This window comes from Macrococcus sp. PK, assembly GCF_022501545.1.
GTDB lineage: Bacteria > Bacillota > Bacilli > Staphylococcales > Staphylococcaceae > Macrococcoides > Macrococcoides epidermidis.
Window position 1 is genome coordinate 60,542 of record NZ_JAEPRF010000015.1, and the last position, 21,139, is coordinate 81,680.

Annotated in this window: 20 protein-coding genes; 18 read left to right on the top strand and 2 right to left on the bottom strand. The window is 34.4% G+C overall.

Annotated elements, in window-relative coordinates; genetic code table 11:
- Nucleotides 1–17 precede the first annotated feature (17 nt).
- From JJJ02_RS09355 to JJJ02_RS09365, 3 genes are all read left to right on the top strand, one after another.
- Nucleotides 18–956, top strand: coding sequence for an L-lactate dehydrogenase (locus JJJ02_RS09355; protein WP_111716866.1), 939 nt, complete (start codon nt 18–20; stop codon nt 954–956).
- 136 nt (nt 957–1,092) lie between these two features.
- Nucleotides 1,093–1,944: a YitT family protein gene (locus JJJ02_RS09360; RefSeq protein WP_099579106.1), complete on the top strand. Its 852-nt coding sequence runs from the start codon at nt 1,093–1,095 to the stop codon at nt 1,942–1,944.
- Between the two features lie 12 nt (nt 1,945–1,956).
- Complete coding sequence (locus JJJ02_RS09365) at nt 1,957–2,682, top strand: glucosamine-6-phosphate deaminase (protein WP_240838666.1); 726 nt, start codon at nt 1,957–1,959, stop codon at nt 2,680–2,682.
- A gap of 26 nt (nt 2,683–2,708) precedes the next feature.
- Here the strand turns inward: JJJ02_RS09365 and JJJ02_RS09370 are convergent, their stop codons facing one another.
- Complete coding sequence (locus JJJ02_RS09370) at nt 2,709–3,746, bottom strand: NAD(P)/FAD-dependent oxidoreductase (RefSeq protein WP_111716862.1); 1,038 nt, start codon at nt 3,744–3,746, stop codon at nt 2,709–2,711.
- A 146-nt stretch (nt 3,747–3,892) separates the two neighbouring features.
- Here JJJ02_RS09370 and JJJ02_RS09375 point away from each other — a divergent pair, with 146 nt between their 5' ends.
- From JJJ02_RS09375 to JJJ02_RS09430, 12 genes are all read left to right on the top strand, one after another.
- Entirely contained in the window at nt 3,893–4,705 is an 813-nt protein-coding gene (locus tag JJJ02_RS09375; protein ID WP_111716860.1) for an ABC transporter ATP-binding protein, read from the top strand.
- Nucleotides 4,698–5,714: a FecCD family ABC transporter permease gene (locus JJJ02_RS09380; protein ID WP_240838670.1), complete on the top strand. Its 1,017-nt coding sequence runs from the start codon at nt 4,698–4,700 to the stop codon at nt 5,712–5,714. Before JJJ02_RS09375 ends, JJJ02_RS09380 begins: the two co-directional genes overlap by 8 nt.
- On the top strand, nt 5,714–6,712 hold the full coding sequence (locus JJJ02_RS09385) for a FecCD family ABC transporter permease (protein WP_240838672.1): 999 nt from the start codon (nt 5,714–5,716) through the stop codon (nt 6,710–6,712). The genes JJJ02_RS09380 and JJJ02_RS09385 overlap by 1 nt, the downstream gene beginning before the upstream one ends.
- Nucleotides 6,713–6,813: 101 nt before the next feature.
- Nucleotides 6,814–7,878, top strand: a complete 1,065-nt coding sequence (locus tag JJJ02_RS09390; protein WP_111716855.1) for a GTPase domain-containing protein — start codon at nt 6,814–6,816, stop codon at nt 7,876–7,878.
- Between the two features lie 9 nt (nt 7,879–7,887).
- On the top strand, nt 7,888–9,558 hold the full coding sequence (locus tag JJJ02_RS09395) for a glycoside hydrolase family 13 protein (protein WP_240838675.1): 1,671 nt from the start codon (nt 7,888–7,890) through the stop codon (nt 9,556–9,558).
- A 268-nt stretch (nt 9,559–9,826) separates the two neighbouring features.
- Entirely contained in the window at nt 9,827–12,013 is a 2,187-nt protein-coding gene (locus tag JJJ02_RS09400) for a thermonuclease family protein (protein WP_240838678.1), read from the top strand.
- Between the two features lie 106 nt (nt 12,014–12,119).
- Nucleotides 12,120–12,821, top strand: a complete 702-nt coding sequence (locus tag JJJ02_RS09405; protein ID WP_240838681.1) for a FadR/GntR family transcriptional regulator — start codon at nt 12,120–12,122, stop codon at nt 12,819–12,821.
- Nucleotides 12,822–12,950: 129 nt separating this feature from the next.
- Nucleotides 12,951–13,685, top strand: a complete 735-nt coding sequence (locus tag JJJ02_RS09410) for a (Fe-S)-binding protein (RefSeq protein WP_111716847.1) — start codon at nt 12,951–12,953, stop codon at nt 13,683–13,685.
- Complete coding sequence (locus tag JJJ02_RS09415; RefSeq protein WP_111716845.1) at nt 13,685–15,118, top strand: LutB/LldF family L-lactate oxidation iron-sulfur protein; 1,434 nt, start codon at nt 13,685–13,687, stop codon at nt 15,116–15,118. Before JJJ02_RS09410 ends, JJJ02_RS09415 begins: the two co-directional genes overlap by 1 nt.
- Nucleotides 15,118–15,810, top strand: coding sequence for a LutC/YkgG family protein (locus JJJ02_RS09420; protein WP_255724844.1), 693 nt, complete (start codon nt 15,118–15,120; stop codon nt 15,808–15,810). Before JJJ02_RS09415 ends, JJJ02_RS09420 begins: the two co-directional genes overlap by 1 nt.
- A 117-nt stretch (nt 15,811–15,927) precedes the next feature.
- Entirely contained in the window at nt 15,928–16,608 is a 681-nt protein-coding gene (locus JJJ02_RS09425; RefSeq protein ID WP_111716841.1) for a class I SAM-dependent methyltransferase, read from the top strand.
- Nucleotides 16,609–16,611: 3 nt separating this feature from the next.
- On the top strand, nt 16,612–17,376 hold the full coding sequence (locus JJJ02_RS09430; RefSeq protein WP_240838685.1) for a VOC family protein: 765 nt from the start codon (nt 16,612–16,614) through the stop codon (nt 17,374–17,376).
- Here the strand turns inward: JJJ02_RS09430 and JJJ02_RS09435 are convergent.
- A complete protein-coding gene (locus tag JJJ02_RS09435) occupies nt 17,369–17,626 on the bottom strand; it encodes a hypothetical protein (RefSeq protein WP_240838688.1) in 258 nt (85 codons plus the stop codon). The genes JJJ02_RS09430 and JJJ02_RS09435 overlap by 8 nt on opposite strands.
- Nucleotides 17,627–17,744: 118 nt before the next feature.
- On the opposite strand from JJJ02_RS09435, the gene JJJ02_RS09440 reads away from it, so the two are divergent.
- The 3 genes from JJJ02_RS09440 (at nt 17,745) to JJJ02_RS09450 (ending at nt 21,118) form a co-directional block, all read left to right on the top strand.
- Nucleotides 17,745–18,995 carry a lipid II:glycine glycyltransferase FemX gene (locus JJJ02_RS09440; protein WP_239242039.1) on the top strand — a complete coding sequence of 417 codons (1,251 nt, stop codon included), beginning with the start codon at nt 17,745–17,747 and terminating at the stop codon, nt 18,993–18,995.
- Between the two features lie 30 nt (nt 18,996–19,025).
- Complete coding sequence (gene proC / locus JJJ02_RS09445; RefSeq protein ID WP_111716833.1) at nt 19,026–19,811, top strand: pyrroline-5-carboxylate reductase; 786 nt, start codon at nt 19,026–19,028, stop codon at nt 19,809–19,811.
- 458 nt (nt 19,812–20,269) lie between these two features.
- Nucleotides 20,270–21,118, top strand: a complete 849-nt coding sequence (locus tag JJJ02_RS09450) for an NAD(P)-dependent oxidoreductase (RefSeq protein WP_111716831.1) — start codon at nt 20,270–20,272, stop codon at nt 21,116–21,118.
- Nucleotides 21,119–21,139: the final 21 nt, after the last annotated feature.

The following is a 21,139-nucleotide window of genomic DNA, read 5'->3' on the forward strand; positions in this document are numbered from 1 at the left end:
TTAAAGGAGAAGTTGAAATGACTAAATTTAAAGGTAATAAAGTTGTATTAGTAGGTAACGGCGCAGTTGGATCAAGCTATGCATTCGCAATGTTAAATCAAGGTGTTTGTGATGAGTTCGTTATTATTGATTTGAACGAAGCGAAAGCTATCGGAGATGCAATGGATTTAAATCACGGTGTTGTGTATGCGCCAAATCCAATGAATATTAAATATGGTACTTACGCAGATTGTTCAGACGCAGATTTAATCGTAATTTGTGCGGGTGCAGCTCAAAAACCAGGTGAAACACGTTTAGATTTAGTAGGTAAGAATATGAAAATTTTCAAATCTATCGTTGATGAAATTATGGCGACTGGATTTGATGGCATTTTCTTAATCGCAACAAACCCTGTAGATGTTTTAACATATGCAGTTCAAAAATTCTCAGGGTTACCAGAAGGACGTGTAATTGGTTCAGGTACGATATTAGATACTGCACGTTTTAGATTCTTGCTTAGTCAAGAGTTTGAAGTAGCTGCTGATAGTGTGCATGCATATATTATTGGTGAACATGGAGATTCAGAACTTGCAGTATGGAGTAGCGCAAATGTTGCTGGAATGAAAGTAACAGACCTTCTTAAAGACAACAAAGAGAAAATGGAAGAAATCTTTGTTAATACACGCGATGCTGCATATGAAATTATTAAAGCAAAAGGTGCAACATACTATGGTGTAGCAATGGGGTTAACGCGTATTTCTAAAGCAATTTTAGGTAATGAAAACTCGGTATTAACAGTTTCGGCAAAATTAAATGGTGAGTATGGCCATGACGATGTGTATATTGGTGTACCGACGTTAATCAACCGTAATGGTATCAGTAAAGTATTTGAAACACCATTATCAGCTGAAGAACAAGAAAAATTTGATAAATCGGTTGCAACTTTAAAAGCTATCCAAGAACCTTTCTTTAAATAATAACGTTTAAAATAATATATTTCGGGGCATCTGTAAACAGATGTCCTTTTTTATGCCGTATTGTTGAAAGAGTGTATAAAATTCGATACACTTACAACCGACTTCAATTATTATTTCATTCTTAAAGGAGGAAAAGATGAACTATTTTAAAAATTTAAAACTTACCTGGAAATCAGTCTTTTTTGTACTTTTAGGCTCTTTAATATTTTCTCTTGCAGTGAACGTTTTCATTATACCTGCCAATTTAGGTGAAGGTGGCGTAACGGGGATGTCACTTATCTTCCTATATAGCTTCGGTTGGTCTCCTGCGATTACAACGCTATTAATGAACCTGGTATTACTCGCTGTAGGATATAAATTTTTATCGAAACGTTCTATGGCACTAACGATTATTTCTATTGTTGCACTTTCAGTATTTTTAAAAATAACTGAGCCGTTACAACTTCATTTAAAAGAAGTGTTAGTGAGCACGATTTTCGGTGGATTTTTAGTAGGTATTGGTATCGGTATGATCGTGCTTGTAGGAGGTACTACAGCTGGTACAACGATACTTGCGCGTATTGCCCATAAATACTTAGATGTAAGCACATCTTATGCATTGTTATTCTTTGATTTAATTGTTGTGGCGATTTCATTAACTGTTATCCCGGTGGAAAAAGCACTGTTAACAGTTTTAAGTTTATATTTAGGTACTAAATCGATGGATATGATCATAGAAGGATTAAACCCTAAAAAAGCGATTACGATTATTTCGCAAAATCCGGATCCAATTGCTAAAATGTTAGATGAAGATATTGGTCGCGGCATTACAATACTCAATGGTCGTGGGTATTATAGTAAAAGAGAGACAGAAGTTCTGTATTGTGTTATTAATAAATTACAACTTACAAAGACAAAGCGTATGATTAAAAAGATTGATGAAAATGCATTTGTTGTCGTCCATGATGTTCGTGATGTTCTAGGAAATGGTTTTATCAATGAAGATTAAGGAGAAATAATGATGGAATTTATTAATTTAGGGAATGCATCACTTGCTGCTCAATATGTTGCGATTGAATTATTTAGAGAAATCAAGTGTAATCCACATACTAAACTAGGCTTAGCAACTGGTGGTACAATGGAACCTGTATATGCTGAATTAGTGAGACTGTTAAAATCAAACCCGGTTGATTTATCTCTTATACAAACATTTAATCTAGATGAATATTTTGAATTAGATAAGCAAAGCCCGAAAAGTTACCTTTATTACATGAAACATCATTTATTTGATCATATTGATATTAAGCCGGAACAATATTATTTCCCGGATAATGATAGAAAGAATCTGGATGAGGATAATAAAGCTTATGATGAATTGATAATGAAAGAACATCCTATTCATCTTCAGTTGCTTGGCATTGGGACGAATGGTCATATAGGTTTTAATGAACCGGGTACACCGTTTACGTCCAATACGAGAATGGTGGACCTTTCAGAAGAAACGATTCGAGCGAATGCAAGATTTTTCGATACAATTGACGAAGTACCTACGCAAGCAGTGACGATGGGTATAAATACGATTATGCAATCAGATAGAATTATTCTCTTAGCGACCGGAGAAAAGAAAAAATCTATCATTCGACAATTATACGATATGACACAACCAAATGAAGCGATACCAGCGAGTGTATTGCTGCATCATCCGAATGTATTGATAATTACGGACAATGATGCTTCACCATTATAATGAGAGGACTAATTTAGTCCTCTTTTTTATGATTCAAATAATTTTTTCTTTATCTTTTCATTTTCTTCTTCGAATATTGGATTGTGACTTGAAACGATGCCGTATGATAGTGCATTTGGGTCAAGATACATTTTAATCTGATTAATAGAAGTCGCTGCGTCATGGAAACAACCGATAATCAAGTTGACTTTCGCATCGTGTTTCAATATGTCACCGATAGCATAAATACCTGGCGTGTTCGTAGAAGTATTCGCATTTCCTTTAATATAAAAATCATCAACACGTTCAAATTGAACTGAACTGTCATTTAATAGCTCGCAGTCCATGTGGAAACCATGATTGATAATGACATCGTCGACATCTAAAATTTGAATTGTGTCATCAGTATTATGAATAATTTCAACTTGTTTAATTTCGTCCTCTTCTGCAATTAGAGAATGAATTGTTTGGTTTGTCATCTTGACTACTCCTAATTCATCCAGTTGGCGCACTGTCTCTTCGTGACCTTTAAAATCTTCTTTACGGCATATAATATGCACACTTTTTGCAATAGGAGCGATATCATGTGCCCAGTCAACTGCGGCATTTCCACCACCAGAAATAAGAACGCGCTTATCTTTAAAGCGTTTTAAAGAAGGGACGACATAATGTAAGTTATTAACTTCATATCGATCGGCACCTTCAATATCCAGTTTAATCGGCTTGATGATACCTGAACCCACTGCCACGATAACAGTTTTGGAGTGATAAGATTTATCGTTTGTCTCTACGATAAAGTGAAAGTCATTTTCTTTTTTTATATCGGTTACGACGGTGTTTAATATGACTTCAGGATTAAATGTAGTGCCTTGTTTAATCAAATTCTGCATAATCTCTGCTGCAGGTTGCGGCGGAATCCCACCAGCATCCCATACGATTTTCTCAGGAAAAAGATTAAGTTTACCACCTAAAGTATTGTTCTGATCAATGATGCGTACTTTCAAACCTCGTAATCCTGCATAAAAAGCAGCATAGAGACCAGCAGGCCCACCACCGATTATCGTTATATCTAATAATTGCTTCATAATTTATATCTCCCTAATTATCTTGCGTTGTAAGTTATTATACTATAAAATATAACAGTATTGATAATGATTATCAATTATATGAGAGTGATTATGATTTATAGTATGAAATATTTTGTTATGGAAAATATGAAAGAAGGATATATATGAATCGATTAGAAGGTAAGCAGATTACCATTAATTATGGCGAAAGGGACATCATTAAAAATTTAGATGTTTCCATTCCTGATAAAAAAGTGACATCTATTATAGGGCCGAATGGATGCGGAAAATCAACGTTATTAAAAGCATTGTCAAGAATATTAAACGTAGCGCATGGTGAGGTTGTATTAGATGGAAAGAATATTCATCAGCAACCGACTAAAGAGGTTGCTAAAAAGATTGCAATCCTACCGCAATCACCTGATGTGGCAGATGGATTAAGCGTTTATGAACTGATCAGTTATGGCAGATTTCCTTATCAGAAAGGATTTGGTAGACTAACTCAGCTTGATCATCAGGAAATTGAATGGGCGATGCGTGTCACAGGTACAACAGATTTCAAAGATAAGAATGTTAATGATTTAAGTGGTGGACAACGACAACGCGTATGGATTGCTATGGCATTAGCTCAGAAGACGGATATTATTTTTCTGGATGAACCAACAACATATCTAGATATTTCGCATCAATTAGAAATTTTAGAACTTGTTAGAGATTTAAACGAACAGGAAAATTGTACGATTATAATGGTTCTCCATGATATTAATCAGGCAGTTCGATTTTCTGATCATATTATTGCAATGAAAGATGGGAATATCATTAAGCAGGGAGATACGATGAATGTTTTGACTAAGGATGTCTTAGAAGAAGTATTTAATATAGATGCCGAGCTCAGCGTAGATCCACGCAATGGAAAGCCGATGCTTGTAACCTATGATTTATTATGCAAGCACTATAGCAGGGATACAGATGAATAAACAAAGTACATTTACAAATAAACGATATATATTTTCCGGGAAATTATACATTGTCATTCCTTTGCTGCTTCTTTTATTGCTGGCAATGTTAATTGTTTCATTTATGTTGGGTGTAAATAACTATAGTTTTAAAACGATATATGATGCGCTATTTCATTATCGAGATATTGCTGAACATAATATTATTCGCGATATACGTATACCTAGAGAGATAGCTGCCATGCTCGTTGGGATGAGTCTTGCCTGTACTGGTGCAGTCATGCAGGGCGTGACTAAGAATCCTTTGGCAGATCCTGCTTTAATCGGACTTAACTCAGGAGCAGCTTTAGGTATAAGTATTTTATTTGCATTTACGCATGGAGCGAACTTTTTTGCGATTATACTGGCTGGATTTATCGGTGCAATTGTAGGAGGATCCATTGTATTGATGCTCGGTTTAAGTAAAAAAGGTGGCTTTAATACGATGCGTATTATATTAGCTGGAGCAGCTGTGAGTAGTTTGTTATTAGCAATTGCTGAAGGGATTTCGTTATATTTTAGAACGAATCAAAGTTCGATGCTTTGGTCTAGTGGTGGTGTTGCTGGTACGACCTGGACACAACTAAAATATGCATCCCCGATAATATTAATTGTTATCATCTTCATACTGCTTATCGGTCATCAGCTTACTGTGTTATCTTTAGGTGATGAAATGGCACAAAGTTTAGGGGTCAATTTAACGACGATTAGAATTATATTCTCATTATTAACGATGATTTTAGCCGGTGTCGCAGTGGCAATGGCAGGTTCCTTAGCATTTGTTGGATTGATGATTCCACATATTGCACGTCTTTTAGTTGGCGTAGATTATAGAAAGTTGCTACCTGTCGCAACGCTTTTAGGTGGAATATTTCTTGTTTGTGCTGATATACTGGCACGTATGATGGGAGAGTCTCCAGTAGGTGCAATCATTTCAATTATAGGTGTGCCTTTCTTTATTTATCTCGTAAGAAAGGTAGGAATTTCATAATGCATACAAAAATTAAAAATGTGTTTGTACCAACTATTTTGATTATAATTTTATTTGCAATCATTACAGTGAGTATGACTGTTGGGGATTTTAAGATGTCACCATTACAATTCTTAAAAACATTATTTGGTATGGGAAATGAAACTGATACGATGGTGCTATATGAATTTCGTATGCCAAGATTACTTGTAACGATATTGTGTGGTGCTGCACTTAGTTTAAGTGGTGCACTACTGCAAAGTATTACTAAAAATCCACTGGCAGATCCAGGTATTATAGGGATAAACGCAGGCAGTGGCTTCTTTATAGCATTGCTGATGATATTCATGCCGGTCGACAGCAGTAATTTTGTATATGTACTGCCGCTATTTAGTTTGATTGGTGGTCTGATTACAGCAGCGACAGTATTTCTGTTGAGTAGTTCTAAACGTGGTTTAAATCCGATGCAAATGATTCTTATAGGGGTTGGGTTGTCTACTGCCCTCGCTGGTGCGATGATTATGATGACATCGACATTTAATAAAGAAGATGTTGAATTTATCTCTAAATGGCTAGGTGGTAATATATGGGGTGATACATGGCCATTCGTCTGGATGATTATTACCGTATTAATTATCACGATACCTATCCTTTTGCTGAAACTAGATATACTAAATATTCTTAATACACATGAACATATTTCAACAGGTCTTGGCATAAGGATTAATAGAGAAAGATTAGTGATTCTGATTATTTCTGTAATGTTGTGTGCAAGCGCAGTTTCAATTTGTGGTAGTATAGCATTCGTGGGTTTGATAGCTCCTCACATTGCACGTCAATTAGTTGGTCCGAGACATCAGGTTTTTATTCCGATTACAATATTGTTAGGTGCGATACTTTTAAGTTTTGCTGATACTTTAGGTCGTCTTTTAATAGAACCTGCTGGCATGCCTGCAGGTATCATAGTAAGTATTATTGGAGCACCATACTTTCTTTATTTAATGCGTAGAGGATTGTAGTGCGATGAAAGGTACATTTTCTGACTGGAAATGTGCCTTTTTATGCTTGTTGTGAACAGAAAGGGGAATAAGAATAGAAATAATGTGGAAGGGTGACAGTTATGGAGAAGCATCCATTAATCAGAGCATACGAAACGTTTATTAGAAATAGATCGCTGAATAAAATAGGAATTATAGGACAACCAGATGCAGGAAAAAGTGCATTGATTAATGCGCTGTGTCCAGCTAAAGCACATACATCTGTGCATACAGATGCTACTTTAGAAACTACGACTTATCCATATAATGATTATGGATTTTTGGTGGATTTTCCAGGTGTTGGGACAGAAGAGGTAACTGTTCAAAAATATAAAAAGATTATTCAGAATGAAGCAGCGATAGAACATTACTTTTATATTTTTTCAAGTAAAATCAAAGAAGTAGATATTGAGATGATTAAATATTTAAGCAAACAAGATAAGATGATTACGTTTATCTACAACAAAGTAGATGCGTTAATCGATGTGAACGGTAAAGATGACAAAGAAATATTAATGCGTGATAAAGATACGGAACTAAAAGTGACGTTAAAGCCTTATATAAAGACGCCACTTAACTATCACTTTACAAGTGCTTTAGATGGTACAGGGATTGAAACACTTAAATTACATATTGAAAGTATATTTGAAGAAGAACAAAAAGAATATATGCAAAGATACAATGATGCTGCTTATCTCGATAGTTATTTGAATTATAAAGTAAACTCATCATTTCCTAAACTGTTCACGCCGAGCTTTAAAAAGATTGTCTTAAAGGAAAATTTTAAAGTTATTGAACGTACGATAATGACACATTTTAAAATCCAGGAAGATGACATAATGGAGCGTCGAAAAGAATGGATTGATATAGATAAATTTGTCCGTGAGTTTGAAGAAATGAAAGAAAAAGATAAAAATAATGGGCTGTCGCAACTGATGGAGTTTACAAAAATTGTGCAATTAATTAGAACATCGTTTAAAATGAAAAGTATCAACCCTGTAACAGCGGCTGTTTCTTCTATTTTAGAGATGGGCTTGACAAATACATTTCCAATATTTCAAGCTGTTGCTAAATATGTAGAAGAAATTAAGCAGATTGCACGTGAAGTGATAGAAGATGACCAAAAACAAAATAATAATGCACAATAGGAGGTCGCTATGGCGGTAGAAAGAAAATGGTGGAAAGAAGCGGTATGCTATCAAGTTTATCCAAGAAGTTTTAAAGATTCAAATGGCGATGGAATCGGTGATATTAATGGAATTACTGAAAAGCTTGATTATTTGAAAGCATTGGGAATAGATGTAATATGGGTGAGTCCGATATTTGAATCGCCTAACGATGATAATGGCTATGATATTAGCGATTATCAAGCAATCATGAGAGATTTTGGAACGATGGAAGACTTTGATCGATTATTACATGAAGTGCATGAGCGAGGTATGAAACTTATCTTAGATCTTGTAATCAACCATACAAGTGATGAACATCAATGGTTTGTTGAAGCTCGAAAGAGTAAAGATAATACATTTCGTGACTGGTATATATGGAAAGATGGTAAAGCAGATAAAGAACCGAATAACTGGGCAAGTATATTTGAAGGCTCGGCATGGGAATATGATGTGACAACTGATCAATATTACATGCATGTATTTAGCAGAAAACAACCCGATTTAAACTGGGAAAATAAAGATATGCGTCAAGCAATCTATAATATGGTGAACTGGTGGCTTGATAAGGGAATCGATGGTTTTAGAGTAGATGCTATCAGTCACATCAAAAAAAGTTTCGAAAAAGGTGACTTACCCAATGTTGATAAGTTAGGCTACGCTGAATCTTTTGATGGCCATATGAATCAGCCTGGGATTCAAAACTATTTACAGGAATTAAAAGAAAACACTTTTGATAAGTATGACATAATGACGGTTGGTGAGGCAAACGGTGTCACAACTAAAGATGCTGATGAGTGGGTTGGCAAAGATAACGGTAAGTTTAACATGGTCTTTCAATTTGAACATTTAAATCTATGGGATCACAATGTAGGTAAAAGTTTTGATATATTAGGTTACAAAAAAGTATTAAGTGAATGGCAGAAAGGATTAGAAGCAACAGGATGGAATGCATTGTTCATTGAGAATCATGACCGTCAGCGTGTTTCATCTACATGGGGTGACGATGTAAATTATTGGTTTGAAAGCTCCACAAGTCATGCTATTGTATATTTCTTGTTGCAAGGTACGCCGTTTATATATCAAGGTCAGGAAATTGGGATGACCAATTATCCTTTTGAAACAATAGATGATTTCGATGATGTGCATGCTAAAAATATTTATAATCAGGAACTTAAAAAAGGAATGACAAAAGAAGCGGTATTAGAAATGTTAGGGCGTATCTCAAGAGATAATACGCGTACACCGATGCAATGGGATGATACAAAAAATGCAGGTTTCACAACGGGTACACCTTGGTTAAAAGTGAATCCAAATTATGAAGAGATTAATGTTTTCGTACAGGAAAGAAAAGAAGATTCACTATTAAATTTCTATAAAAAAATGATTCGATTAAAGAAGGAAAACTTAACATTAACATATGGAACATTTGATTTAATCTATCCGGAAGACAAAAATGTTTTTGCATATACGCGTACATTAGATGATGAACAATATATTATTTTAGGAAATTTAAGTCACGACAAAGTCACTTTAAAGACAGATGAAAAGCTCGATTTAGCTAAAGAAAAACAAGTATTGAACAACTATCCAATTGATAAACAATCAGCTGATGTATTTACACTGATGCCTTTTGAGGCAAGAGTTTATAAAGTACATTAATGATAGGAGAGGCTAGGACAGAAGTGTTCTGCCGCAAGCAAAAACCGGACAAAACTAATAAATCGCGCTTTGATTTATAGTTTTTGTTCGGTTTTTGTCGTAGGGGCAACTTCTGTTCCGCCGTTTAAGATGTTAAACAGAAGAGAGCTAAGACCTATGTTTCACCCTTATTTATTTAACAATAAATTTACAAAAAATAAATATGAAATACACATACAACTGATACAGTGAATAAGTAATATTAATTCACATTTGAGGAGTAAAGGACATGAAACAAATCTTAAGACTCGTATTAGTAGTTGCATTAATGATTTCAATGATGCCTTATTCAAAAGAAGCACATGCGGCATCTAATTTATTAATTTCTGAGTATGTAGAAGGTTCTAGCTATAACAAAGCACTTGAAATTTATAACCCAGGCGATACACCAGTCGATTTATCAAATTATAGTCTTGTTACTTTTACGAATGGTGCAAACAGAACAACTGGAACGGTTACAGCTTTAAAGTTATCAGGTACGATCAATGCAAAATCAACATATGTTGTTGCAAATCAAAATGCTGGTGAAGCGGTGTTATCAAAGGCGCAACTTACAACAGGTAGCGCTGTAATGAATTTCAATGGTGATGACACAATCGTTTTATTCCAAAATTATGATGCAGTAACTAAAGATGGCGTTATTCAGGATTCTATCGGACAAATTGGAGTAGATCCAGGAACGGATTTCGGAACAGACGTTTCAACATTAGATATGACGTTAGTACGAACAAACGAATTGATGACAGCTGATACAAATATTGAAGATGCATACAATCCAAATCAACAATTTATTGCATTACCGAAAGATACATTTGATCAACTAGGTCAGTTCGATGGTACAGTTATAGCACCGCCAGCAGAAGTTGCTAAAGATGAGTATCAAGTGAAAGTTTTACGAGTAGTAGATGGAGATACGATTAAAATTTCACCTGCTATTATGGGCTCTGATACTATTCGTTTCGTGAATATGGATACAGCTGAAACATATCATTTAGATGCGTATGACGAAAGTTTAATTACAACAGACTTAAACCATAATCAAAAATATTATGGAGAATTAGCGAAAAAAGCATTGAATGAAAAATTAACTGCGGGTATGGATATTACAGTGAAGGTGAACAAAGATCACATTACGGATGACTACGGACGTGTATTAGGACAAGTTATCCGCACGAGTGACAATGTGAACATTAATTTAGAGATGGTAAGAGAAGGTTTTGCTGCAACTTACTTTATCTGGCCAGTATTAAGTATGGATGACTATAACATGTTTCAATCAGCAGTAAAAGCAGCGCAAGATGCTGGAATTGGTATGTGGAACAGAGAAAATCCTCAAATGGAATTGCCTTTTGCATTCCGTGCACGATATGATGGCAAAGGTTTCTTAAGATATGTTGGTAATTCTGATACGAAAGTATTTTATGATCCGCAAAACTACGATCAGGTACCAGTAGATAAACGTATCTTTTTTACTAAAGAAGAAGCAATTGCACAAGGTTATACACCAGCTTCAGGAAATGGTGAAGGAGAAGTCGTGACTGAGCCAGCAAAAGTGATGGATATTCAGACAGCTCGTGAATCAGGTAAAGGTACTAATGCAATTGTAACTGGGACAGTGACACATATTGACGGTTATAACATTTATATTCAGGACAATACTGGTGGCATTGTTGTCCGCAGTAAAACAGTAAAACCTAATATTGGTGATGTCATTGAAGCTACTGGAGAAACAAGTGAATATTTCGGATTATATCAAATCGAATCTGAAAATATTAAAGTAACAGGCACTTCAAAAGTGACACCTGAAATTAAAGACTTATCTGCTATCGGTGAAACAGAAGAAGCAGAATTAATTACAATTAACGATGTTACAGTAAAATCAGTTAATGAGCATCAGGAATATACAGTAGAAGATGAAAACGGCAAAACGTTTATGATTAAAGTAAAATCAGGATTAGAAGTAGGTAAAACATATCATGCTATTACAGGTGTAGTAACATACAGTTATGATAACTATAAATTACTTCCAGTAGATATTGTAGAAAAAGAAATCGTTAAAGAAGTACCAAAGACTTTATCTGGAATAGCTTTCTTAGATCAAAACCACAATGGTAAATTTGACCGTCCAGATAAATTATTAAAAAATATAAAAGTGTCAATCTACAAAGAAAATGAACTTGTTGAAGAAGTGGTTACTGATGACAATGGTGAATATAAAGCATTATTATTAAACGGTCACTATACATTACGTTTCGAACAACCAAATGGATTTATTGAAACGTTTAATGATAAAGGTAATGACGAAGTAGATTCAGATATTATCAATGGGGAAGTCAAATTAGAAATTAATGAACTTGATAAACAAAATATTTCAGCTGGATACACAAAACCGGTTGGCAAAATGAAGCATAAATAATATTGCTAAAGACAGGGTAATTACCTGTCTTTTTTATTTTTAAAACCTCACACTTAACTTATCCTTTGATATAATAGCACCAGTAGGGCATATCGGAGGAATGAATGTGGTAAGAATTGAAAAGAAGAAATTATATGAAGAGATTGCAGATCGCATTATTATGCAAATCAAAGAAGGTGAATTTGAGATCGATGAAAAACTGCCATCGATTCAAAAACTCGCTCAAGATTATGGCGTAGGACAAGCATCTATTAGAGAAGCTTTAAATGCTTTGCGTGTAATGGAACTCGTTGAAATCCGTCATGGTGAAGGAACGTTTGTAAAGCATATTAAACCTAAAGTCTTTTCTAAAGAGATGTCAGTATATAATAAAAAAGATATTATTGATTTATTAGAAGTACGTAAAATTATAGAAGTTGGCGCTGCAGGTCGTGCTGCTGTGAAGCATTCAGAAAAGGATTTACAGCATATTAAAGATGCACTCGAGCAGATGAAACTAGCAGTACATAATAAAGCAATTGGTGAACAAAGTGACTTTGCTTTCCATTTAGCGATTGCTAAAGCTACTAAGAATGAGTTGTTAGCTCAACTATTAGTAGAAGTATCAGATAAAGTGAAGACAACAATGAAAGAGACGCGTAAAATCTGGATTTATACAGAAACGAAATCTATCGAGAAGTTATATAAAGAACATCTTGAGATTTATGAAGCAATCAAACAAAAAGATATAAAACTTTCTGAAGAAAAGATGCTTAAACATTTAGAAGAAGTGGAATATGTATTATTAGAACATTTAGAAACAAAGTAAGAATGGAATTTTGTCACTTGCATTTAGATTATCATTCCAATAAAATAGTACTGTTAGAGATACAGTCATCCGATGACTGAAAATTTTATCAATATTGGGCGATATTGATAACTAGAGGGGTGTTTCATTATGAAAGTAAGTTTATTTAGTACATGTTTAGTAGACGTTTTTGAAAAAAGAGTGGGTATTGCAACTGTAGAATTACTTGAAAAATTAGGTTGTGAAGTGGACTTTCCTGCGGCACAAGTATGTTGTGGGCAACCGGCATATAATTCTGGATATCATGAAGAAACGAAAAAAGCCGCACAAAACATGATCAAAGCTTTTGAAAATTCAGAGTATGTTGTAGCACCGTCTGGTTCATGTATTACAATGTTTAAACATTATCCAGATTTATTTAAAGATGATATGGTGTGGCGTGATCGCGCAAAACGTTTGGCGGATAAATCTTATGAAGTAACACAATTTATCGTTAATGTTCTTGGTGTTACGGATGTAGGTGCCAAGTTAGAAGGTAAAGCAACAATGCATCCATCATGCCATAATACACGTTTATTACATAATTCAGAGCCACCGAAGAAGTTATTATCAGCAGTAGAAGGATTAGAGATTGTAGAGCTACCTGAATATTACAATTGTTGTGGATTCGGTGGAACATTTGCTGTTAAGATGAATGATGTTTCAGGTGAAATGGTCGATGAAAAAGTAGATTGTATCGTAAAAAGTGGTGCCGATTATTTAGTTGGCGCAGATGCAAGTTGCTTAATGAATATTGAAGGACGTTTAAAACGTCGAGGTGAAAAAGTTAAGGTTTATCACATCGTAGAAATCCTGAATAATAATACAGAGGCGGTGACTGTATAATGAGTATGAAAATTGGTAATGAAACATTTAAGAAAGCTGTAAAAACAGAACTTAAAGATGATTTTATGCGTGGTGCGGTCTCTAGTGCCCAAGATAGATTGCGTGAACGAAAAATAAAGTCTCAGGAATCACTAGGTAACTGGGAAGAGTGGAGAAGTCACTCTGAAGAGATCCGTCAGCATACATTAGCGAATTTAGACTATTATTTAAATATGCTCGCAGAAAATGTCGCAGCAAAAGGCGGACATGTATTTTTTGCTGAAACTGCAGAAGAAGCAAATGAGTATGTTCAAAAAGTATTAGTAGAAAAAAAGGCGAAAAAAGTAGCAAAGTCAAAATCAATGGTTACAGAAGAGATTGATTTGAATAAGGCGATGGAAGCTGTTGGTTGTGAAGTCATCGAAACAGACTTAGGTGAATATATTTTACAAGTTGATGATCACAATCCACCATCACATATCGTTACACCAGCTTTACACATGAATAAAGATCAGATTCAAAAAGTTTTTACTGAAAAACTAGGTTACACTAAATCAAATAGTCCTGAAGATTTAGCTTTATTTGCACGTAAAAAGCTTCGAGAAGAATTCTTGTCAGCAGATGTTGGTATTACAGGTTGTAATTTCGGTGTTGCTGAAAGTGGATCTTTCACATTAGTAACGAACGAAGGTAATGCACGTATGGTAACAACTTTACCAAAAACACAGATTACTGTGATGGGTATGGAACGTATTGTACCAACACACGAAGAATTAGAAGTATTAGTTTCTATGTTAACGCGTGCAGCTGTTGGACAAAATTTAACAAGTTATGTGACAACTTTAACAGGCCCTCGTGCAGATGATGAAATCGATGGACCAGAAGAATTTCATTTAGTTATCGTTGATAATGGACGTTCTAAAATATTAGGTACACAATTCCAATCTATTTTACAATGTATCCGTTGTGCAGCTTGTGTTAATGTGTGTCCTGTATACCGCCAGGTTGGAGGACACTCTTACGGTTCTATCTATCCAGGACCAGTCGGTGCTGTATTGACACCTTTATTGGGTGGTTATAAAGATTATAAAGAACTACCATATGCATCAACACTATGCGGTGCGTGTACGGAAGCATGTCCTGTTAAAATCCCGTTACATGACTTATTGTTAGAACATAGACGTGTCATTGTGGAAGAAGAACACATGTCTCCTGTAGCAGAACGATTAGTCATGAAAGGATTTAGTATGGGAGCATCTCATGCAACTTTATTTAAATATGGCACTAAGATGGCCCCTTCAATGATGGCACCATTTGAAAATAAACAAGAACATATGATAACAAAAGGACCGAAACCATTACATGCCTGGACTGATACACGCGATTTCCCAATGCCGGATGAAGAGAATTTCCGTGACTGGATGCAAAACAGATTGAAAAGAGGTGCGAAATAATGAAAGGAACAATTCAAAATAAAGATTCGTTTATGAGTAACATCTCAAAAAATCTTAATCGTGCAATGCCTGAAAAGGTAGAAATCCCTGAGTGGAAATTTAGACCACAAGATAAAACATTAACAGGACTTTCTCAAGATGAGTTGTTGGATGTTTTAAAGCAGCAATGTGAATTTATCCATACTGATTTAGTTGTGACTAATTCAAATGAAGTAAATAAAACTTTATCAGATATTATTGCGAAATATGGGAATGGTGAAGTAATTGCTACAAATGATAAACGCTACGCAGAATATGGTATTGATTTAGCTGCTCAAGATGCCTTTATCTGGGATGAAGCTAAAGGTGCTGAAAATTTACATGTAGCTGAACGTGCGAATGTCGGCATTACAATTAGTGAATCAACATTAGCTGAAAGTGGGACAGTTGTATTATATGCAGATAAAGGGATTGGTAGAAGTGTGAGTCTTTTACCAGCAACTTATATTGCGATTGTACCTAAATCTACTATTGTGCCAAGATTTACACAAGCTGCTCAAGAAATGAATGAAATGATGAAAGACGCAGCTAACTTTCCAACTTGCATTAACTTAATTACTGGACCATCTAACTCAGCGGATATAGAGATGAAACTTGTAGTAGGTGTTCATGGTCCAATTAAAGCAACATATATTGTTTTAGATGATAAATAATATTCCAGCCTGGAGCAAAAGCTCCAGGTTGTTTATTTTGCTATTGCTTTAATAAATATTATGTTTTGTATAGAATAGTGTTAACGTTCATAAAATAAATTTTTATGGAGGCATGAAATGACGATATTTAATAATAAAGTTGCCAATAAGTATGATGCATATTTTGAAACGAAAAAAGGACGATATGTATGGCAAGTTGAAACAGATTTAATGAATCAATTGATTGATATTGAAAGTGGTATGCGTGTGCTTGAAATTGGTAGTGGTACAGGTATATATAGTATTCCATTTGCACAACAAGGGTGTAATGTAACAGGTATTGATATTTCAGGTGAAATGTTAGCAATTGCACGTCAGAAAGTAATTGAACAGCAATTAAATTTAGATTTTATACATATGGATGCTAATGCGCTTCATTTTTCTGAGAATACTTTTGATCGTATTTATTCGATGGGTGTATTAGATTTTGTAGATGATTTAGAACATGCTTTTGAGCAAGCCTATCGTGTGCTAAAGCCTGGTGGTAAAATCTCCATTGCTGTTGTTAATCGAGATAGTGCTTGGGGGAAACGTTATATGGACCCGCAATATAATAAAGGAAAAGTGTATGCACATGCCCATTTTAAAAATTTAAATGAGCTGATGCGTATTCATCCGGAAGAAATAATAGGCTCAGGAGAGTGTTTATTCGTTCCGCCCGATGCGGAGGAAAGTGAATTTACTTTAGAGAATGAAAGATTGATGAGTGACAATGCAGGTGGATGGATTAATGTCGTCTGGCAGAAGAAAGAAGGATAATTAATGAAAGAAAAAAATATCGATATTCAATTCGATCATATTATACATTATATAAATGGCATTGAAGACTTTCGTTTTCCGAGTAATAAATTAAATATTATCCCAGGAGGAAAACATTTGTCGTTAGGCACTAAAAATAGTTTAAGTAGAATAGATTTATCTTATATCGAATTTATCGACGTATTTGATAAACAATTAATAGAAGCTGCGATGAAAGATGATAAAGAATATTTGAGTTTCGCGAGTACATTAGGAAGAACTAATTATACTGAAGGATTTAAACGATTATGTTTTAGAACGCATGACATTTATGCCCTAAATCATCACTTTAAATCGTTAGGTTTAAAGACATTAGGACCATTAAAGATGGAAAGAGTCACACCTCAAGGTAAACTGATACAATGGGAACTTTTATATATAGATGACGAACGTAATTTTGAGTTACCTTTCTTTATACAATGGGGAGAGTCGGATAAAGAAAGACAGAAAGTATTAGAAAGTGAGATGCAATTGCACCTTCATATCGACACGATTGTTATCGAAACGCATGACTTTGATAGCATTGCAGAAATATTTGTATCGTGGCTTGATTATGAAGTAATAGGTGGGGTTATCAATACATATTTTCTATTAAAAAAAGAAGGATTACCTCATATTAAGTTAGTCCCTGGAAATGAAAACAAAATCAGAAGATTAGAAATAAAAACACAAGATGACAGTCTTAAAGGCGAACATCTTGTGCATGATGCAGTATATGCATTTATTTAACGTAAACATAATTGTAGATAACCATAACGATTAAATAGATATGATAAGAAGTAATAATAATTGTTAAAGCTGCAAGTATTTTTGTAAATGATTTAACGCGTGTAATTAAAAATAATATAGACAAAATAACTGCAAAACCAGCAGAAATGATATGGACACTCAATAAATTAATAGAAGCATCGGTTGATATAGTATATATAAAATATGCGTTGATAACCGTAAGTAACACTAATAATAAATTTTTCAACATATAAAAAACCTCATTTTTTATAGAATAATGTTAAAATAATAAAGTAACATTAACATTAGTTCAATTATAACAATAAAATAATAAAAATTGTTGCGTAACGTATGAAAGGATTCTTATTATGACAGTTTCAAGAATGAATATAAGTAATGAAGTACATGATCATTTCGTAAAAACACATGATAACGGAGATTTATTACAACTAACGGATTGGGCAGCTTCAAAATCTCGTTCAGGTTGGTATGCACGACGTATTGCTGTTGGTCGAGATGGTGAGATTGTCGGGGTAGGACAATTACTGTTCAAGAAAGTACCTAAATTACCATACAAACTTTGCTATATTTCTAGAGGATTTATTGTTGATTACAAAGATAAAGAAGCGGTAGAAGCATTAGTAAAGGATGCAATCAAAGTTGCAAAATCAGAAAAAGCATATGTGATAAAAATCGATCCTGATGTTGAAGTAGAATCAATGGGTAATATGGTACAACAATTAGAAGCATTAGGCTTTATACACCGAGGATTTGGTGATGGCTTAAGTTCAGATTACATTCAGCCTCGAATGACGATGGTGACAGATATTAGTGTTGACGATGAAACTTTGCTTAAATCATTTGAAAGAAACAATCGTTCAAAAGTGAAACGTAGTTTGAAGATGGGAACAGATTGTATTAAAGGTGATAGAACGGATTTAGGTACATTTGCTGAATTGATGAAAGAAACAGGAGCGCGTGATGGCTTTTTAACGCGAGATGTTTCCTACTTTGAAAACATTTATGATGCATTGAATCCAAATGGCGATGCCGAATTATTTTTAGTGAAATTAGTACCAGACAAAGTCCTTCGAAATTTAAACCAGGAACTTATCGATATTGAAATACAGAAAGAAAAACTCACGCAAAAGAAAGATCAGAAGAAAGCACAGAATCAGCTAAATGATTTAAATATTAAACAAGAGAAAATTCAAAAACAAATTGCAGCGTTAGAAACTTTAAAACAAACGCACCCTGAAGGCAAAGTATTATCAGCTGCATTACTAACGTTTGCTGGTAAAAAGTCATACTACTTATATGGCGCTTCGAGCAATGAATTCAGAGATTACTTACCTAACCATAATATGCAATTTAGTATGATGCAATATGCACGTTCAGTTGGCGCTACAAGTTACGATTTCGGTGGAACGAGTAAAGAGCCAGATAAAGACTCAGAGTATTTTGGATTATGGCAATTTAAGAAAGTCTGGGGTACTAGATTGAGTGAAAAAGTTGGAGAATTTGATTATGTATTAAATCAACCGATTTATCATTTAATAGAAGTTGTTAAACCAAAAATGACAGATCTTAAGAAGAAGATTAAAATAAGAACTAAGTAAAAGTTAATATAATAATTGAGGTGACAGCTTTTGAGAATAGCATTTATCGGTGGCGGTAAAATGGTTACAGAGATGGTTAAAGGGTTAAACAGAAGTGGACTTACTAGAACGGATTTAGGTATTTGGATGAGAAATAAAGATAAACTTCAAAGCTTTAATGCAAAACATAATATTACACCACTTACAAAGATGAGTGATATTACACAGTACGATGCAATTATTCTTGGTGTGACACCTAACAATTACCGTGAAGTTACTTCAAAAATGGCAAAACAAATACGCGAACATCATATTCTTATTTCTATCGTCGGTGGATTATCTATTCAGGAGATTGATGATGAATTTGATGAGCACCCAAAAATTATTCGACTTATGCCTAATACACCGGTGGGGGTTAATGCTGGTGTGCTAGCGATGAGTAAAAATGAATTTGTCGAGAAAAAAGAAGCAAAGCAAGTGGAAGAAATAATGAAACGTTTAGGCTATACACATTGGATTGATGAATCTTTAATGCACTTAATGCCTGCTGTGACTGGATCCAGCCCGACGTTTATATATCTTCTCATTGAAGCGATGGCAGACAATGCTGTGAGTGAAGGATTAAATCGTGAGCTTGCATATCAAATGGTTAGTGAGATGATTATTGGTGCAGGAACGATGGTACGTCAAACGAAAGCGCATCCCGGTGTATTAAAAGATCAGGTAACAACACCAGGTGGTTCTACAATTCAAGGTGTAAAAATGTTAGAAGAAAAAGGTTTTAGAGATGCTATCTCAAAAGCGATGGATGCGATTAACGCTTTTAATAAAGGTTAAGAGGCTGACACGAAAGTGTACAGTCTCTTTTTTAGTTAAAGATGCTAAAAATTGATTGTTTTGTATTCATATATAGAAACGGATTTACAAATGTAACGTATAATATAAATAGGCAGTTAAAGACGCTAAATGAAGTTAAAAATATCGCAAGTAATCTGTAGGTAATATTTTTAGAGAGGCTCAGATCATTAGAAAAATGATAATGTATGCCTATCAGAAAAGTAACGATACAAAATATTAACCAAAAATATATGGTTAGAAAAATAATGCCACTATGAATAAAGTAACTCAAAAAAAATACAATATGCATGACAATTAGCATCGTCATCATTACTCTTTGCATGGTTTAACCTCCAATCACTTATATTGTAATATATATTGATTGATAAAAATATAAAATAATAAAAATATAAAATAATAAAAATATAAAATAATATAAATATTAAGGAGTTGTTATGATGAAAATAGGATTTATCGGAACAGGTGTTATGGGACGTAGCATGGCAAGTCATTTGGGTGAAACATTATTCGTGCATAACAGAACGAAAGAGAAGGCTGCGTCTTTAATAGAAGCTGGCGCTGTGTGGTGTGAATCACCAAAAGCAGTAGCTGAACATGCTGACATCGTATTCACGATACTTGGTTATCCTGTAGATGTTGAAGAAACTTATCTTGGTGAGAATGGATTAATTACAAACGGTAGAGAGCATCAAATATTTATTGACTGTACTACGAGCAGTCCTGAACTTGCTAAGAAATTGTTTAATGCAGGACAAACAAAAGGAATTGAAGTGCTCGATGCACCGGTTAGTGGAGGCGATATTGGTGCCAAAAATGCCACGCTTTCTATTATGGTAGGTGGTAATGAAACAACGTTTGATCAAGTTTATCCGCTATTAGAACGCATCGGTAAATCTATTGCTTATTTTGGCGCTGCAGGAAGTGGACAGCATACGAAGATGGCGAATCAAATAGCAATCGCTTCTAATATGCTAGGTGTTGCAGAAAGTCTTTATTATGCAAAGTCAACCGGATTAGATGTTGAGCGTGTACTTGAAACAATTTCGAAAGGTGCTGCTGGAAGCTGGTCATTATCTAACCTTGCACCACGTATGTTAGTTGATGACTTCGCACCGGGTTTTTATACACATCACTTTTTAAAAGATATGAAGATTGCTTTAGAAGAAGCAGAGAAAATGAATATTCAATTACCAGGTTTATCTCTTGCATATGAATTATACGATACACTGTCTGATGCGTTGAAGCAGACGACAGGCACACAAATTATCTATAAAAAATATCAGTAAAAGATATAAAAGAAAAGAAAA

Excerpts from the sequence above, each read along its gene's own strand:
- JJJ02_RS09355 (WP_111716866.1), top strand. The coding sequence starts at position 18 with ATGACTAAATTTAAAGGTAATAAAGTTGTATTAGTAGGTAACGGCGCA.
- JJJ02_RS09415 (WP_111716845.1), top strand. The coding sequence starts at position 13,685 with ATGAGTATGAAAATTGGTAATGAAACATTTAAGAAAGCTGTAAAAACA.
- JJJ02_RS09365 (WP_240838666.1), top strand. The coding sequence starts at position 1,957 with ATGGAATTTATTAATTTAGGGAATGCATCACTTGCTGCTCAATATGTT.
- JJJ02_RS09410 (WP_111716847.1), top strand. The coding sequence starts at position 12,951 with ATGAAAGTAAGTTTATTTAGTACATGTTTAGTAGACGTTTTTGAAAAA.
- JJJ02_RS09435 (WP_240838688.1), bottom strand. The coding sequence starts at position 17,626 with ATGTTGAAAAATTTATTATTAGTGTTACTTACGGTTATCAACGCATAT.
- JJJ02_RS09360 (WP_099579106.1), top strand. The coding sequence starts at position 1,093 with ATGAACTATTTTAAAAATTTAAAACTTACCTGGAAATCAGTCTTTTTT.
- JJJ02_RS09385 (WP_240838672.1), top strand. The coding sequence starts at position 5,714 with ATGCATACAAAAATTAAAAATGTGTTTGTACCAACTATTTTGATTATA.
- JJJ02_RS09425 (WP_111716841.1), top strand. The coding sequence starts at position 15,928 with ATGACGATATTTAATAATAAAGTTGCCAATAAGTATGATGCATATTTT.
- JJJ02_RS09395 (WP_240838675.1), top strand. The coding sequence starts at position 7,888 with ATGGCGGTAGAAAGAAAATGGTGGAAAGAAGCGGTATGCTATCAAGTT.
- JJJ02_RS09375 (WP_111716860.1), top strand. The coding sequence starts at position 3,893 with ATGAATCGATTAGAAGGTAAGCAGATTACCATTAATTATGGCGAAAGG.
- JJJ02_RS09430 (WP_240838685.1), top strand. The coding sequence starts at position 16,612 with ATGAAAGAAAAAAATATCGATATTCAATTCGATCATATTATACATTAT.
- JJJ02_RS09380 (WP_240838670.1), top strand. The coding sequence starts at position 4,698 with ATGAATAAACAAAGTACATTTACAAATAAACGATATATATTTTCCGGG.
- JJJ02_RS09400 (WP_240838678.1), top strand. The coding sequence starts at position 9,827 with ATGAAACAAATCTTAAGACTCGTATTAGTAGTTGCATTAATGATTTCA.
- JJJ02_RS09450 (WP_111716831.1), top strand. The coding sequence starts at position 20,270 with ATGAAAATAGGATTTATCGGAACAGGTGTTATGGGACGTAGCATGGCA.
- JJJ02_RS09420 (WP_255724844.1), top strand. The coding sequence starts at position 15,118 with ATGAAAGGAACAATTCAAAATAAAGATTCGTTTATGAGTAACATCTCA.
- JJJ02_RS09390 (WP_111716855.1), top strand. The coding sequence starts at position 6,814 with ATGGAGAAGCATCCATTAATCAGAGCATACGAAACGTTTATTAGAAAT.
- JJJ02_RS09440 (WP_239242039.1), top strand. The coding sequence starts at position 17,745 with ATGACAGTTTCAAGAATGAATATAAGTAATGAAGTACATGATCATTTC.
- JJJ02_RS09370 (WP_111716862.1), bottom strand. The coding sequence starts at position 3,746 with ATGAAGCAATTATTAGATATAACGATAATCGGTGGTGGGCCTGCTGGT.